Source organism: Crateriforma conspicua (assembly GCF_007752935.1).
Lineage (GTDB): Bacteria > Planctomycetota > Planctomycetia > Pirellulales > Pirellulaceae > Crateriforma > Crateriforma conspicua.
Window position 1 is genome coordinate 5,372,774 of record NZ_CP036319.1, and the last position, 15,779, is coordinate 5,388,552.

The window sequence follows — 15,779 nt, forward strand, 5'->3', positions numbered from 1 at the left end:
GAACGATTGTATTTTCAGATGGTGCTTGCCAAACGCATCGATCGGTATCACGGCGGACCGACTTCGCTTTACGGGCAAAATCGGCATTGGCACTAGCACCCCAAGGGGTGAAGGCCGCAATATCAGTCCGTCGTTTCGTTTCGATCCGCTTGGTTTAACTGTTGGCTCAAACGAGAGCGGCAATTTTGCAAGATCCGTTCAACGGAACGTCGACTTCGTCCGATGATCTGTGCAATCTCTTCCACCGTGTGCATCTGCAAACGCAGCGTCACAATTTGTTGTTCGTCGGCACGGAGAGGTTCGATCAGTTCGCGAAAGCTGGTTTCGAACAACTGCAAGGATTCATCGCCGACGGCATCATCCCAGCTCTCGGGATCGTCCAACGAGAATACCTTGGCGTCGCGACGTTGCGTCAGCATGGCGCGGTAGTGGTTGCGGACCTTACGAACCGCGATTACCGACATCAAATTCCACAGCGTCGCACCCTCCGGTGCATTGTATTGTCCCGAGCGGACGCCCATGAAGACGCTGCGGAGCACCGACTGCAACACGTCTTCGGGCTCGGTCCGCGTCCTCAAACGCTCATTCATCCGACTGGCGATCAATCCGATCAGCCGGTGAGCGTACCGCTCGTATAAATCATCAGCCGCCCGCTCGTCTCCGTTTCGGAAACGATCGACCAGTAAATCGTCACTGGGCTGGAATGACATAGGAACCTTAAGCGAACTGCCGACATGCGAACCGTCTTCGCAGAATAGCATCCGCCCCGAACCTACGGTAAGTATTGACGATCCGTACACAGACCGACTGCACCCACACCCACGTTCAGCTCACCCCATCCCCTTCGTTATCTCACATCCTTCTTCACGTGATTTGTCGAATCGCGACGAACGCGTTGCGACGCGGCCCAAACCGTCTGACAGCTCCTCGGTTCCAAGAGCGACCATCGAACCGATGGATTGCCAGCGGATGAGCGATGCCCCCGCCGCTACCGCGTTCGCCGCGACCCGAACCTGCCCGGCGAAACGATCAAGTCGTCCACGCCGGGCCGGCCAACTGTGCCATCGGCCGACCTGGAACGCTGCTTCCGCGTCCCACGTCGTTTGCTAACTTTGTCTATCCTGCTTCAAACCCTCATCTGGCCTGCCAGCCAACTTGCTGTCGCCGTTCATTGCCCCGTCACGTCCACCCGATCACCTGTTGAACCAAGGGCGTCGGCAGGCAACGACCATGCCCGCCAAGATGCCCCAAATTGGCAGACACTGAACGATGACTCGGCCGACATTCATTCCCTTGCAATCGTCCCCCGTCGATCAATCGACATTGCCGTCAACTCGTGTTGACGGCGTAGATCACGTCTGCCGCAAATGGCAATCGACATGTCGTGCAGATTGGTCAGAAAGGTAGAGCACGGTTCAAAGCCCGATCCCGCCAACTTTCTGATCAAATTTCGGAAATACCTTTTCGGTGCTTTCTGGGGCGTTTTTTGCCTTTCGATTCAGCCCCTCCATCGCCTTCCCTTTGATAGCCCACCATGACGGACGCGAATCCCCATTTCTTTGCCAGCCCTGCCGACCGCGAATCACTTCTGACACACGCCCCCGGCCCGACCGGCCGGCTGCCGTTGTCCGACGAGATGCTGCGGCAATGGAGCAGCGGGGACCTTTTCGGGCTGACCCAAAGCGTGGGCATGGGGTTTGACCCACGCCGTGTCTTGGGGGACCAGTATCTGATCCTCAGCACCCAAGGCGGGGTTCGAAATCCGGACGGCACGCCTCTGGCACTGGGCTACCACACAGGTCACTGGGAAGTCGGACTGATGGTCGCCGCGGCGGCGGAACAAATCACCGAGGCCGATGGTGTCCCGTTTGCCGCCTTTGTCAGCGACCCCTGCGACGGCCGATCCCAGGGAACCCGGGGGATGTTCGATTCGCTGCCCTATCGCAACGATGCCGCGATGGTGATGCGACGGCTGATCCGATCGCTGCCTCGTCGGCAGGGCGTGATCGGCATTGCCACCTGCGACAAGGGGCTGCCGGCCATGATGATGGCACTGGCGGGGACGAAGGCACTGCACAACGTTTTGGTCCCCGGCGGCGTCACTTTGCCCGCTACCGAAGGCGAAGACGCGGGAAAAGTTCAAACCATCGGTGCGAGGTACGCTCGTGGCGAAATCAGTTTGGAACAGGCGTCGCTGGAAGGCTGTCGAGCCTGCGGTACACCGGGTGGCGGCTGTCAATTTCTGGGGACCGCCGCCACCGCGCAAGTGGTCGCCGAAGCTCTTGGCATGACCATCCCTCACGCGGCTTTATGCCCAAGCGGCCAACCGATTTGGCTGCAGATGTGCCGCGATTCGGCGGACGCCGCGATGGCGATGAAACGCGATGGCCTGTCGTTGGCGGACTGCCTGACCGAGGACGCGATCGAAAACGCAATGCTGATGCATGCGGCGGTCGGGGGCAGTACGAATTTATTGCTGCACATTCCGGCGATTGCCGCAGCGGCCGGCTTGCCACGCCCGACCGCCGATGATTTCCGCCGCGTCAACGCCCAAGTCACCCGCTTGGTGGATTGTTTGCCCAACGGACCGGTGGGACATCCGACCGTTCAGTTCTTCTTGGCCGGCGGCGTGCCCGAAGTGGCGTGGCACCTGAGGGAATTGGGTCTATTGAAATCCCAGGCCCGGACCGTTTCCGGACTGACCTGGGATGAGGTCTTGGACCGGTGGCATACCAGCGATCGACGCATGGCGTGCCGCGAGCGTCTGGTCGAAGCCGACGGCGTGTCCCCCGACGACGTCATCATGCCGCCGGATCGCGCGACCGCCCAAGGACTGACCAGCACCGTTTGCTTTCCCGAGGGGAACCTGTGCCCGGAGGGCTCGGTCATCAAAGCCACGGCGATCGCCCCCGAAGTGGTCGAAAACGGCGTCTATCACAAACGCGGTCCCGCACGCGTGTTCACGTCCGAACGCGATGCGATCGCGGCGGTCAAAGGCAACGGTGCCGATCCGTCGATCCAGGAAATTCGGCCCGGGGACGTCATGGTGCTGATCGGCCGTGGACCGCTGGGCTGCGGAATGGAGGAGACGTATCAGATCACTTCGGCGCTAAAATATCTTTCTTTCGGAAAAGATGTCGCACTGATCACCGACGCAAGGTTCTCCGGGGTCAGCACCGGCGCGTGCATCGGCCACGTCGGACCTGAGGCCTTGGCGGGTGGCCCGATCAGCAAAGTCCGAGACGGTGACACGATCGAAATCAATGTCGACACCCGAACGCTGCAGGGCAGTGTCCAGCTGGTTCAGACCCACGACGGAGTCCCGGTCGAGGACGCCTTGCGGCGGCGTACGCCCCATCCGGAGCTATTAGTGGACCCGGATGTACCCGATGACACCCGGTTGTGGGCGGCGTTACAGCAGGTCGGCGGCGGCACGTGGGGCGGTTGCACGTACGACGTCGACGCGATCATTCGCACGCTTCAGGCCGGCCAGCACGCCTTACGCGATCAACCCTGACGCACGCCCGCAAATCAGCCGGCCGGTCAACCGCCCCCGACTTTCGGCCGACATGTGCGACCGTGCGGCGGTGGGACACTTGATCGCGGCCTCTTGCTTCAAAACCGCACTGTCGGATAATCGGCCTTCGTCTCCTTAACCGCCGCACAATCGAACCACAGGACTTTGACCCATGGCACTGGTGCCCCTTCGTGTTGTTTTGGACCACGCCGCTGAAAACGACTATGGCGTCGCCGCATTCAACGTCAACAATATGGAACAGATTCAGGCGATCATGGAGGCCGCCGAAGAAACCGATTCGCCGGTGATCATCCAGGCGTCGCGCGGCGCCCGGGCGTACAGCCAAGACGCTTACCTGCGTCACCTGATGCTGGCCGCCACCGAGCTGTATCCGCACATCCCGACCGTCATGCACCAGGACCACGGCAACAGCCCGGAAACCTGCCAGTCGGCGATCGAAAACGGATTTACCAGCGTCATGATGGACGGATCGCTGGAAGAAGATGGCAAAACCCCGGCCGACTATGACTACAACGTCAAAGTCACCGCCGAAGTGGTCAAGCTGGCTCACGCCAAGGGCGTTAGCGTCGAAGGCGAACTGGGTTGCCTGGGATCGCTGGAAAGCGGCGGCGGCGAACAAGAAGACGGACACGGCGCCGTCGGCACCCTGTCGCGCGATCAATTGCTGACCGATCCCGAGGAAGCCGCCCGCTTCGTCGAAGAAACCAACGTCGACGCATTGGCCGTTGCCATCGGTACCAGCCACGGTGCTTACAAGTTCACCAAGAAGCCCACCGGCGAAGTCTTGGCGATGAAGCGGATCGAAGAAATCCACGCCAAATTGCCCAACACCCACCTGGTGATGCACGGCAGCAGCAGCGTTCCTCAAGAATTGCAGGACATCATCAACAAGTACGGCGGGGAAATGAAGCAAACCTACGGCGTGCCGGTCGAAGAGATCCAACGCGGCATCAAGAGCGGTGTTCGTAAGATCAATGTCGACACCGATTGCCGTATGGCCATCACTGGTGCGATCCGCAAAGTCTTCGCCGAAGACCCGTCCGCGTTCGACCCGCGCGCCTACCTGAAGCCGGCCCGCGCCGCGATGAAGGAAGTCTGTGTCGCCCGCATGACCAGCTTCGGTCAAGCCGGAAACGGTGCCAAGCTGCGTCAAGCAATGGGCGCCACCGCCTGATCCGGCTCACCCGAGCAACGTTCAAAGTCATCAACGCGGTCCGAAGCTGTCGGGCCGCGTTTTTTTACGCCACGTCGGCAATCCGGGTGCTAAACCGAAAACACCTTGGCGACCGATATCGGTTCAATTCAACTGTTCGATGGCATCTGACCATTTCTGGCCGGTGTTTGCCGGCCATGTCCAACGACAGCCCCGACGCGTCGCCCTGGTCTATGATCCGGGGCCCGGTTCGGGGCTCGTTTCGTTGACTTGGTCTGAACTGAACCACCTGACCGGCCGAGTGGCCGCTTGGTTGGATCAGAATTTCGGAATCGCCAGCGGGCAGCGCATCGTTCACGCCAGCACCAATTCGCTGAGTGATTTGCTGATCTGGCTGGCTTGTTTGCGGACCGGACGCGTCGATGTTCCGATCGACGGTCGCCTTTCCCAGTCGATGGCCCAAGATCTGATTCGGCGTGCCGCCGGGCACTGGGTCGAATCGAGCGATGTTCCGATCCGCGACGACGGCGTCGACGCATCGCCGAAATCGCTCGCTCCGCCCCGACCATCATCGGCAGACGACGACGCGGTCGTGCTTTGGACCAGCGGCACGACATCACGGCCGCAGGGCGTCCGGCTATCGAATCGCGCCTTGCTGATCAATGCACAGGACAAACTGGAAGCGGTGCCGCAACATGCCGACGATGTTCGGCTGACAGTTCTTCCGATCTGTCATGCATACGCGCGAACCTGCGATATCGGCACATGGCTGATCAGTGGCTGCACGCTGGCGATCAGCCGTGGTGGTGAAGGCTTGCAACGCGTCGCGGCGGCAGTGCGTCCGACTCATGTGAATCTTGTTCCGGTCCTTGCCAAACACTGGTTGAACCAAGCCCCGAACGCTGATGGCCAAAGCTGTTTGCGGGTGCTGGGTTGCGGCGGCGCGGGTCTGGACGAAGCAACATTTGATCGCTGGACCGAGCGTGGAGTGACAGTCATTCATGGTTACGGATTGACGGAAACCGGACCGGTGATCGCCAGCGCAACGGTCTCCGATGCAAGGCCTGGTTTGGTCGGGCCCGTCACCCGGCACTGGCAGCATCGCCTGATTGAAGGCCGACTGTTCGTCCGTGGTCCCGCCGTGATGTCCGGTTACATCGACGATGCCCCGGCGACGGCCCTGCGGATCGATCCCGAGGGATGGCTGGACACCGGTGACGCGGTGGCAGTGGACCCGACGTCGGGACAATTAAGAATTCTGGGACGCTGCGATGATGTGATCGTCTTGGATTGCGGACACAAGGTCCAACCCACCGAGGTGGAACGTCGACTGGAATCGATCCCGCCGATCCGACATGCCATGGTGGGCCAAGAAGACGGCGGTTTGGTGGCCTGGGTTGTGCCCCATCAGCCGAACGATTCTTTGACGCTTGAAAGCCTACTGGAACCACTCGGCGATCTGCCAACCCACGCCCGTCCCAAGCAGTGCTTCCGCGTCTGGCCGCCACCGACGCAGGCCGACGGATCGTTGACGATGAAGGGCACGATACGACGTCGCGAATTTGCCCACAGCCTGGCCTGGAGAACGGTGACGCCGATCGTCGGCTAGGACATCGGGGCGTTCGTTAGGACACCGGGTCGTAGGCATCGCTGCCCAAACCACGTCCACGTGGCAGGAACATGCACATGCCGATGCCCAGCAGATAGAGGAACAGCAACGGAATCGCCAACAGAACCATGCTGGTCCAATCGGCCGGCGTGACCAACATCGAAATCACAAAGATGACCACCACGGCGACGCGCCAACTGCTCGTGTAGGCCTCCGTTTCCAACAGACCGATTCGCTGCAAGAACAGCATGACCAGTGGCAATTGAAACGCGATGCCAAATCCCAGCGGCAACAGCAAAACAAAGCTGACGTAATAATTCAGTCGCGGTTCAAAGGCGACGTCCATGCTTTCGTTGAACTGCAACAGAAAGTGGATCACGTATTGCAGCACCACGTAAAACGCCATCAACACGCCGCTGACGAATAGCCCAACGCTGACCGGCAGGTACAGATAGACATAGCGCCGCTCGTGTGCATGCAGCCCCGCGGCGACGAACGTCCACAGGTGATAGAAGACGAACGGCGACGAAACCACCGCACCGATCACCAGCGCCGCTTTGAACCAAATCATGAAACCTTCGGTCATTTCAAACGAACTGACGTTGGTCTGAGATTTGCGCAATTGAAACTGGGGTGCTTGGTCCGCAAGTTCCGCCAAACGTTCGATCGCATCGGGCGAAATCGCCGCGTCACCGGCCTCGGGATCTGGGACCGCGTCGTCGGACGTGTCTGAATCCGCATCGGTGGTGTCTTCTGACCGCAACTGAGAAAGGGCATTCTGCAAGTCGCCCGGAACCGGAACGACTTCCTCCACCACCCAGGCTCCGGCGGCAAAGGCATCGCGAAGCGGCTTCAACTCGGCCGCCTTGGTGTCTTCGACCCCCAACAGTGCCATTCCACGTTCGGCGTGGTACTGATGGATCGCCTGTTCCAGCGGCGTTTTGATGTAGGCCACCACCTGGTTGGCGAAAAACAGCCCGATCGCCACGCCGATTCCCAGCCAAATGCACGCTTTGGTCAACGCCTGCTGCAACTCACGGAGATGTTCTCCGAAAGTCATCGTGGAGTTTTCAAACAGGTCGTCGTTGGGGGTGGAGATTCGGTCCACGAAGCGATCGCTGGGGCGGGGAAAGGTTGGGCGGATGACCAATGCGGACAATGCCGCATCGCTGGGCGAAGGGCCGATTCGAATTGCAGACGCCAGATCGGAGCATGCGGAGATCTAAAATCATCGTTCGACGGCTTCCCCAGTGTACCAACTGACCCGAAAATCGAGCCAGTGACGACGGGCCTGGCCGGTCGTTTCGTTTGTAGGGATTGTGCAACTTTGGCCGTATCGCCGCTTTCACCCTCCGGAACCGCAACGACGCTGAACCAAATTCCATGAGAATTTCCGCCGAACCATCTGTCGACGGCTACCCGCTGTCCTTCACGCCCGTACTGAAACGCACGCTGTGGGGCGGCCGTCGGCTGGGCGAAATGTTGGGGAAACCACTGGGGGCCGAACAGGACTATGCCGAAAGCTGGGAAATCGTTGACCACGGTGACGACCAGAGCATCGTTGACGCCGGTCCCCTGAAGGGACAATCGCTGGCGCAAATCCTGGCCGAACGCCCCGAATGGCTGTTGGGGCCGGCTTGGGAAAAACGGGTCGGGCAAACCGGTGCCAGCGGCGGACGCTTTCCGCTGCTGTTGAAGTACCTGGATTGCAACCGCGTTCTATCGGTTCAAGTTCATCCGGACGATGCCTATGCCCGCCAAATGGATCCGCCGGACCTGGGCAAAACAGAAGCCTGGTATGTCGTGGCGGCCGAGCCGGAAAGCCTGATTTACGCCGGGCTGAAGGAGGGAGTCGATCGTCAAACCCTGGCCGAGGCGGTTGAGGCGGGACAGACCGAACAAGTACTGCACTCGTTTCACCCCAGCCCGGGTGACTGCGTGTTCATCCCCGCGGGTACCGTTCACGCGTTGGGCGAAGGGTTGATCATTGCGGAAATCCAACAATCCAGCGACACAACGTTTCGTCTGTTTGATTGGAACCGGGTGGACGCCCAAGGCAACGCACGTCCGCTGCACATCGAACCATCGTTGGCAGTTTCCGATTACCAGGCCGGTCCGGCCAAACCGTCATCGGTCGACCCTTCGGCCGAAGGCTGGCAATCGTTGGTTCAGTGCGACAAGTTCACATTACGAGCACTCAGCATCGGCCGGCGACCGATCGGTGGCGATGGCCGATGCGTCATCCTGACCGTTCCGCACGGCACGGTGGTGTTGCAGTGCGGTGACGAAGAACGGGAATTGCGGACCGGGCAAAGCCTGCTGATCCCGGCGGCTTGCGCGGAATGTCAGGTCGAGCCCACCGAATCGTCGCTGCTGTTGGCAATGGGATTGCCCGACGAAACGGTCTGACCGGTATCCCGATCGAAGATCTGCTCGGATCCGCCCGCGGAATCCTGGGGACCAGACGGTGACCGAGACGATCGTGGATGAAGCACGGTTCGTTCGGCCGAAGCCCGATTCACCTTGGCGGCAACGTTGGAAACTTCGTACGCTGCCCATCGCCAGCGGAAAGCAGCGGGAATGTGATGTTCACCGTCGCCCACCCGGAACGGCGATTCGGCCGCCAACGTTCGCAATTCTTCCATGCCATCGTCAGGCCGATGCCGCCATCAGGCCCAAGCCACCGTCAGGACCACCCCATGACTGCCAGCCAACGCCAAGTCGCCTTCATCGCAGGTGTCGCCGTTTGCCTGGTTTCACTGGGTTGCCGCGGTCGTGGCTGGTTGCCCGCGGCCGGGCCGATCGGCCAGCAACAAGCCAGCGCGGTCGTCCACGATCCGTATCCCCAGGCGGATATTGGACCATCCGACGCCGGTGCACGTCCGCCCAGCTATCAAAAACCCTTGGCCGAACCCGTCCGCAATCGCTTGGTTCCCGACTTGATGCCCTGGCTGGGCCGCTAAGCACGGTTTTGCCGTCGCAATGAAGCCGGGGCTCTCCATGTGCCGGCGGTCCGACGTTTTTTGCCGCCACCGCGCCCGCATCTCCTACACTGAAGGAATCGTTGGGAACGGTACAGTTCACCAGTCCGTGCGGCGCTCGGTCATCGGATAACGCACCCGTGGACGCGTGATTGGTCTGCCACATCACCGGACCGATCACGTTGCGACTTTGCCGTCCCACCTCATGCAGATCTGATTCCGCGTGACCCACGGTGGCATCCATGTTGCGTCGCAGAAAGTCCGTTCAAACGGCATGCCTTTACGCGTGGTTGGCCCTGACGTTTGTTGTGATCACCGGATGTTCGCGCAAAGTGTACTTGGTGGATCTTCGCCCAGACGGGGACGTGATCCATCGCGACATCACCATCGTTCACGAAATCGATTCCAAGCGACAACCGTTGAAAGACATTGGCGAATCGGAGCTGCGACGGCTGCACGAAGCCTATCCCGATAGCCCGCTGAAATACACCGACGACGGCTATCGATTTAGCGGTGACTTTGCCAGCGCGATGCCGCAAGACATCGGTGGTCACGGAAATTACCAGCACCTTGCGACATCCCTGGGCGACCACTTCGCCTACCTCGAGCGTTTTCGGGGATCGGTTGACGTCGCTGACAACCTGCAGCAACGCTACGAAGCGTTTGACACCTGGGCCGATCTGATCGGCGGGTGGTTGGAACAACAAATCGACGATGCCGAATGCCGTGACAAGGTGATGCACTGGTTCAACGGTGACTTTCGGAACGATGCACGATCCTTGATCTTGTCGCTTTGGACCGCGGAGGCGACCAACCAGATTGTCCCACAAACGGACCCGACTTGGCTGGCCACCATGGCGATTCAGTTTCTGTTGGAACGCGATTACATTCGGCCATCGGATGCACCACGGTTGGCTCGGCTGGCTTGGCCGACGACCGCGGAACACGCCAGTGACCAACTGGTCCGATGCATGCAACGCAAGCTCGAATTGACGCCACAACAGACCAAGGCGTTGCAGTTTGCTTCAGATCCCAAGGCCATGCATCGCTCGTTGGAATCGTATGTTCGTGAAACCGACGCTTATCGTGATAGCGTGACGCAATGGCGACACGACCACCCCGATGCAGCCGACGACCAACAACCAACGCCTATGGGATTCGTAACCGAGCGTTTATTGGCGGCCGCATCACCTCATCTGTTCGGACCAGGCAGCGAAGTCGCCGAAGTCCATTTATTGCTGGATGCACCGCCGCACTGGACCAATGGAACGTGGCAAGCCGACGAAGGTCACGTTTTTTGGTCACTGGGGATTTCGGGGTCCCCGTTGCCACCAATGGCAATGGCGGCATGGAGCGTTGCGGACGTGTCACAACAGACTCGGGTCTTGGGCGACGTCGTTCTGCGGGAACGCGAACTTAGCCAGTACGTGCTTTGGTATCACGGACTTTCTCAATCCGAACAAACACAATGGGACGACTTGCTGGAAAGCCTTTCTGATTCCGACGACCGCGATGCCGACTTGGCCCGCTTTCACTTTTCCGATGAATCGATCGACGACAAACACCGTGACAGCAAGATCGGCGTCGACCTGATTCGACAATCCCTTCCCTGAATGCCGCGTTTGCCCTGCGCTCCGCTGGGCGACGGGTCGGCCTAACAAATCGGCGGCTATTTGGTACGTTGGCACGTTGCATTGAATCGTCCGCGGATAACACAAGCATGCCCAAGCGCGCCAAATCAGCCAAACGCCCCTCCCAGAATTCTGCCTCCTCGGGTCCGCAACGGCTGCAACGCATTTTGGCGGCCGCCGGATTCGGCAGCCGGCGGCAATGCGAGGATTTGATTCAAGAGGGACGGGTCATCGTCAACGGGCAAACCGTGACACAGCTGGGCAGCACGGCAGACCCCAAGTCGGACACCATCCTGGTCGACGATTCGCCGATCCGGCCGTCACGACACGTGTATTACGCCGTTCATAAACCGACCGGCGTCGTCACGACCAACCGCGACCCCCAGGGACGCCCCCGAGTGATCGACTTGGTGCCGCCCGACGAACGTGTCTTTCCGGTCGGCCGCCTGGACCGCAACAGCGAAGGTCTGATCCTGCTGACCAACGATGGGGATCTGGCCCAACAATTGGCCCACCCCAAGTTCGGTGTTCGCAAAATCTATCGCGTCACCGTCGCCGGTAAGGTTGACGGCGAAACAATGAAACAGATGCGTCGCGGCATTCACATCGCGGAGGGGATGGTCCGCGTCGAGGGTGCCAAGCTGTTAAAGACTCGCGGCCGATCCACGGAATTGGAAATCGTACTGCGTGAAGGAAAGAACCGTGAGATCCGCCGGATCCTTGCCAGGCTGGGTCACAAGGTTCAAAAACTTCGTCGGATCGCGATCGGCCCGTTGCGTCTGGGCGATGTTCCCGCCGGGGCGTATCGCGCGCTGCGGCACGACGAAGTCGCCAAGCTGTACGCGTCCGTTCAACCCGGTGGCGATGACGACACCCCGACGCATCCCAGCCGGCGCAAGGGTGGCAAGAAACCGCGACAGCGCAGCGGCACCGACGGCCCGCGACCAAAGTCGACGAAATCCACAGCCAAGAAAGCGGCTGCGAAACGGTCCGGCCGCACGCCCGATCCCGACCGCAATCGCCGCGACGAGCGATCGGATTCATCTTTCCCCCTGCCGTCGTCCCATCGCCGAATCGGCGCCGTCATTGGCGGTGATGCGCCCGAACCAGTCGACACCGTTGAGGGACGGCCCGCCAAACGTTCCAAAAAGCCGTCTCGGAAAAAAGCAGCCAAGCGACCGGCGGCGTCTCGATCCGGATCAGGTCGCACCGGTTCACAAGGCCGTGCAACAAAACGTGGCACCAAGAAACGCGCTGGCAGCCGATCCGCCGGCCCGAAAGCCAATACGAAAAAACGTCGCCGTCGTTAAATTTGTTCTCTTTCCGGATTTGCATGACGCCATGACTTCGCTGCACGCTGATCACTACGCCGACAACCTCGTGCAATTGCGATCACCGCTGGTGACCAATCGCTGCGTCGCTCGAGACACTTTTCTGTGCCGAATCGATGCACCGGAGATTGCTGGGGCCGTGATCCCCGGCCAGTTTGTGATGATTCGCATGGCCCAGCATGACGCCCCGCTGATCGGCCGCGCCTTTGCCGTTTGGGACATCATCAACGACGATTCGGGTTCCCCACGGTTCATCGAATTGATCTACCTTCGCAAAGGCACGTTGACGCGAGCGTTGGCTTCCGCACCGGTGGGTACCCCGATGGATGTTTGGGGACCGCTTGGCAACGGCTTTGCCGCTCGCCCGTGTGACCGCCTGATCATGACTGCCGGCGGCATCGGCCAGACTCCGATGCTATTGCTTGGAAAAGAAGCGATAGGGACCACCGATTTCGGCCGCGAACATGGTTGGGCAAGCCACGTCGAAATCATTTATGGGGCTCGAACCGCTGAATTGTTGGCGGGTGTCGAAGCGTTTCGCACCGCCGGCTTTGAAGTCACCGTTTGCACCGACGATGGTTCGACGGGACAGACTGGACGGGTGCCGGATGTTTTGGCCACGCGATTGACCGAACTGAAAGACACCGGCACGACGCGTGTGGTGACTTGTGGACCGGAAATCATGATGCAGCGAGTTTCCGAAGTCTGCGATCAACACGGGGTCGATTGTCAGGTCAGCATGGAAACCCCCATGGCCTGCGGCATCGGCATCTGTTTTTCCTGCGTCGCGAAAATTCGACAGGACGATCCAAACCAACCTTGGGACTACAAACGAACGTGCGTCGAAGGTCCCATCTTCGATTCCTCGCGGGTCCATTGGGATGACTAATTTGTTCAGAATGTGGAACCACCTCGTCGCGAACCCTATATCGTCGTTTCGCATGCCGCGATTGTTCGCGGTGGCCGCGCTGCTGGGACTGGCGATTCTGGCCGGCTGCAATTCATCGTCCGAAACCGACGTTGTCGACAGCGACGGTCAGCCAACGCCCCCGCTGCCGCAAGAAGACGAAACGGACTTTGCCGGCCGACCATCACCCACCGGTCGCCCCAATAACAATCCAGTCGCACCGCCGATTTCAGACACTGCCATGACACCTTCGCCCACCGAACAAGGCGGCGGTGACTTATTGGACCAGTTGGCCGAGCCACCCGAGTTGGAATTGGCTCAACCGCCAAGTCAGGCGACGGAGCAGCTCAAGGCGAACCTTTCCCCCGATCGTCTGGCCGTTCTATTGGCCACTGCCGACCGAGAAATGGAAATGGCGTTGACGATGCAAAGCGACGCGTCGCAACAGGAACGCCTGGCACAGGCCAAGAAGATTGCCGATGCAAAGTTGCAAGCCGCCAGACGATTGGCCTCGCATCCCGACGCTACCCCCGAACAAATGACCCTGGGGAAACGCGCCGAACTGCAGGGCCTATCACACTTGGCACAACTGGGTGACTTGCGATCGGCGGAGTTACTGGAAGACTTGGCCAGCGAATACGTCCGCTCCGAATCCGATGATTTGAAGGTGGACAGCCAACTGGTGCTGATCGGTTTTGGGTTGGAACGTTTGCAAAATGGCGATGAACAGGCGGCCGATGACCTGGTCCAGTTGAACCGGGAACTGATTGAAATCACTTCGGATCAAAACGTCATGGCCATCGTCGCGATGGCCCAAGCGAGACAGTGGCTGGCCAAGCTGGATCATCCCGCCGAATCCGACGAAGTCCGCCGGATGATTTTGGATAAGTTCGGCGCTTCATCGGATCCGAACATCAGTGCTATGGCCGCACAGTACGCGGGCAATGTGAAGTTCGATGCGATCGACCAACTGGTGGCCAAGGCCATTGAGGGTCAAACGATCAATCCGACGCGGTGGCGTGAAGCCGTGGAAACGCTGTTGCGTGAAGCTCCCGATTTGTTGTCGGTCCGTTACCTATGCGGCACCACATTGCAGTTCGAATCCGGCAACCAACCGGAATTGGCTGACATCACTTACGAGATCTTGGAGCAGCGTTTTGCCGATGATGCATCCGCCATGGGGCAAGACGTTCAACTGGCCTTGGAACTGCGCGATGCGCGAGCCGAGAAAATCGGACAACCTATGGACGTACCACTGCGGTCCATTTACGGAACGGTGGGTCGCATCGAGCAGATGCAGGGGCAAGTCGTCCTGATGCCATTTTGGTCCACGCGTTTTGAGGACTCGCTGCAGCTGATCCCTACGCTACAAAAACTTGAATCGGAGTTCCCCGACGACGTGTCGGTGGTCGGCATGAACCTGGATCCGTCTGGCGACGACGTGCGCGGATGGATGTCAAAAGCGGGGCTTGAATTGCCGACCGTGGCACTGCAACAAAACGCCGATGAATCCGTGAAAGTCAGTCCGGTCGCCCGCCAATTTGGAATGGGGGGACGACCGATGACCGTGATCCTGGACCGTCAGGGAATCGTTCGAAAAATCCTTTTCGGCGACCAAAACCTGCGTGCCACCGTCGAAGCCTTGGTCCTGGCCGATGCGGGTCAGGGAAACCCGTGATCGGGCTGTCTGATCATTTCGCGGTTTCTTTGTATGTCACGATTGCTTTGTTGCTGAACCGTCGCTGATCACTTAGACCAGCACCGCGATGAAAGCCACCACCACGATCAATGCCCCCGCGCCCGCCTTGCCGGCGGTCCCAATCGTGCGTCCCCAAAACGCTGACTTTCCGATCAGCCAGCTTTCACGCCAAGGCCGACCGTCGGTCCTTTCGGCGTAGATCGCACCGACCGTGGCACCGGCACCGCCGAAAAGCAATGCGGCCAGAACCGGGCCCAAGACCGGGATCGGCAAACCAACCATCGCCCCCAGAAACGCGCCCAGCATCGATCCGCCCAGTGAATAGACCGTTGCCCGTCGACTGGCCCCGGCACGGCTGGCCCCCACGGCACCAGCCAAAAATTCCAAGCCTTCGCCGATCGCTGCCAACACAAACGCCAACACAACGGGCGTCGCTGCCATCCCCATACGCCCGTCATCGGGTGCCAGCCAAGCGTAAATCGCCATCAAGCCCACGGCGATCCAGTTGCCCGGCAGCGCGATCAAATTCAACATCCAGCTCATAGCCACGGCGATCACCATTCCGATCGCCAACAAGGCGGCTCCGGAAGCCGCGATCCACGGGGCCTGCCACCATGCGGTGTCCGGTGCTGCTAGCAGTGAAAGTTCCGAAATCATCTGGTGAATCTTCGCTGATCTGAAGTCTGGTCATGGAAGGTGTCGACGGCGAAACCGTGTCGAAGACCGGCCGATTTGGCCCAGCATCGCCAAACGGTCCCCGGCGAATCGGCGACGACAAAATCAATGGCTGCAAACTTCGGTCCGGTGGCGATCCCCACCTTACGGCCAATTCTGTGCGACACTGCCCCCCGTTGCCGCCATCCTATTGTTCGTTGGGTTCGTCCACGATTTGGCAAAACGAACCCCGAAACCATGGGATCCGTCTGACCT

12 protein-coding genes are annotated in these 15,779 nt (G+C 59.9%); 9 read left to right on the forward strand and 3 right to left on the reverse strand.

Features of this window, described 5'->3' with window-relative positions; genetic code table 11:
- Positions 1-122: 122 nt before the first annotated feature.
- Positions 123-710: an RNA polymerase sigma factor gene (locus Mal65_RS19625; RefSeq protein WP_197203623.1), complete on the reverse strand. Its 588-nt coding sequence runs from the start codon at positions 708-710 to the stop codon at positions 123-125.
- 824 nt (positions 711-1,534) lie between these two features.
- Between Mal65_RS19625 and Mal65_RS19630 the strand changes: the two genes are divergently transcribed.
- The 3 genes from Mal65_RS19630 (at position 1,535) to Mal65_RS19640 (ending at position 6,300) form a co-directional block, all read left to right on the forward strand.
- Positions 1,535-3,517, forward strand: a complete 1,983-nt coding sequence (locus tag Mal65_RS19630; protein ID WP_145301477.1) for a YjhG/YagF family D-xylonate dehydratase — start codon at positions 1,535-1,537, stop codon at positions 3,515-3,517.
- Between the two features lie 172 nt (positions 3,518-3,689).
- Positions 3,690-4,712, forward strand: a complete 1,023-nt coding sequence (gene fba / locus Mal65_RS19635) for a class II fructose-bisphosphate aldolase (protein WP_145301479.1) — start codon at positions 3,690-3,692, stop codon at positions 4,710-4,712.
- A gap of 139 nt (positions 4,713-4,851) precedes the next feature.
- The gene (locus Mal65_RS19640; RefSeq protein WP_145301482.1) at positions 4,852-6,300 is read left to right on the forward strand and encodes a class I adenylate-forming enzyme family protein; all 1,449 of its coding nucleotides are present in this window, start codon (positions 4,852-4,854) and stop codon (positions 6,298-6,300) included.
- Positions 6,301-6,316: 16 nt separating this feature from the next.
- Here the strand turns inward: Mal65_RS19640 and tatC are convergent, their stop codons facing one another.
- Positions 6,317-7,360, reverse strand: coding sequence for a twin-arginine translocase subunit TatC (gene tatC, locus Mal65_RS19645; RefSeq protein ID WP_196784311.1), 1,044 nt, complete (start codon positions 7,358-7,360; stop codon positions 6,317-6,319).
- A 323-nt stretch (positions 7,361-7,683) separates the two neighbouring features.
- Between tatC and Mal65_RS19650 the strand changes: the two genes are divergently transcribed.
- The 6 genes from Mal65_RS19650 to Mal65_RS19675 all read left to right on the forward strand — a co-directional run bounded on the left by Mal65_RS19650 (position 7,684) and on the right by Mal65_RS19675 (position 14,828).
- A complete protein-coding gene (locus Mal65_RS19650; RefSeq protein WP_145301488.1) occupies positions 7,684-8,709 on the forward strand; it encodes a type I phosphomannose isomerase catalytic subunit in 1,026 nt (341 codons plus the stop codon).
- Positions 8,710-8,999: 290 nt separating this feature from the next.
- The gene (locus tag Mal65_RS19655) at positions 9,000-9,263 is read left to right on the forward strand and encodes a membrane or secreted protein (protein WP_145301491.1); all 264 of its coding nucleotides are present in this window, start codon (positions 9,000-9,002) and stop codon (positions 9,261-9,263) included.
- 260 nt (positions 9,264-9,523) lie between these two features.
- Positions 9,524-10,894, forward strand: a complete 1,371-nt coding sequence (locus Mal65_RS19660) for a hypothetical protein (RefSeq protein ID WP_145301494.1) — start codon at positions 9,524-9,526, stop codon at positions 10,892-10,894.
- 107 nt (positions 10,895-11,001) lie between these two features.
- Complete coding sequence (locus Mal65_RS19665) at positions 11,002-12,222, forward strand: pseudouridine synthase (RefSeq protein ID WP_145301497.1); 1,221 nt, start codon at positions 11,002-11,004, stop codon at positions 12,220-12,222.
- 31 nt (positions 12,223-12,253) lie between these two features.
- Positions 12,254-13,132, forward strand: a complete 879-nt coding sequence (locus Mal65_RS19670) for a dihydroorotate dehydrogenase electron transfer subunit (protein WP_145301500.1) — start codon at positions 12,254-12,256, stop codon at positions 13,130-13,132.
- A gap of 52 nt (positions 13,133-13,184) precedes the next feature.
- Positions 13,185-14,828, forward strand: a complete 1,644-nt coding sequence (locus tag Mal65_RS19675) for a TlpA family protein disulfide reductase (protein WP_145301503.1) — start codon at positions 13,185-13,187, stop codon at positions 14,826-14,828.
- Positions 14,829-14,900: 72 nt separating this feature from the next.
- On the opposite strand, the gene Mal65_RS19680 is transcribed toward Mal65_RS19675, so the two are convergent.
- On the reverse strand, positions 14,901-15,506 hold the full coding sequence (locus Mal65_RS19680) for a DUF456 domain-containing protein (RefSeq protein ID WP_145301506.1): 606 nt from the start codon (positions 15,504-15,506) through the stop codon (positions 14,901-14,903).
- Positions 15,507-15,779 lie beyond the last annotated feature (273 nt).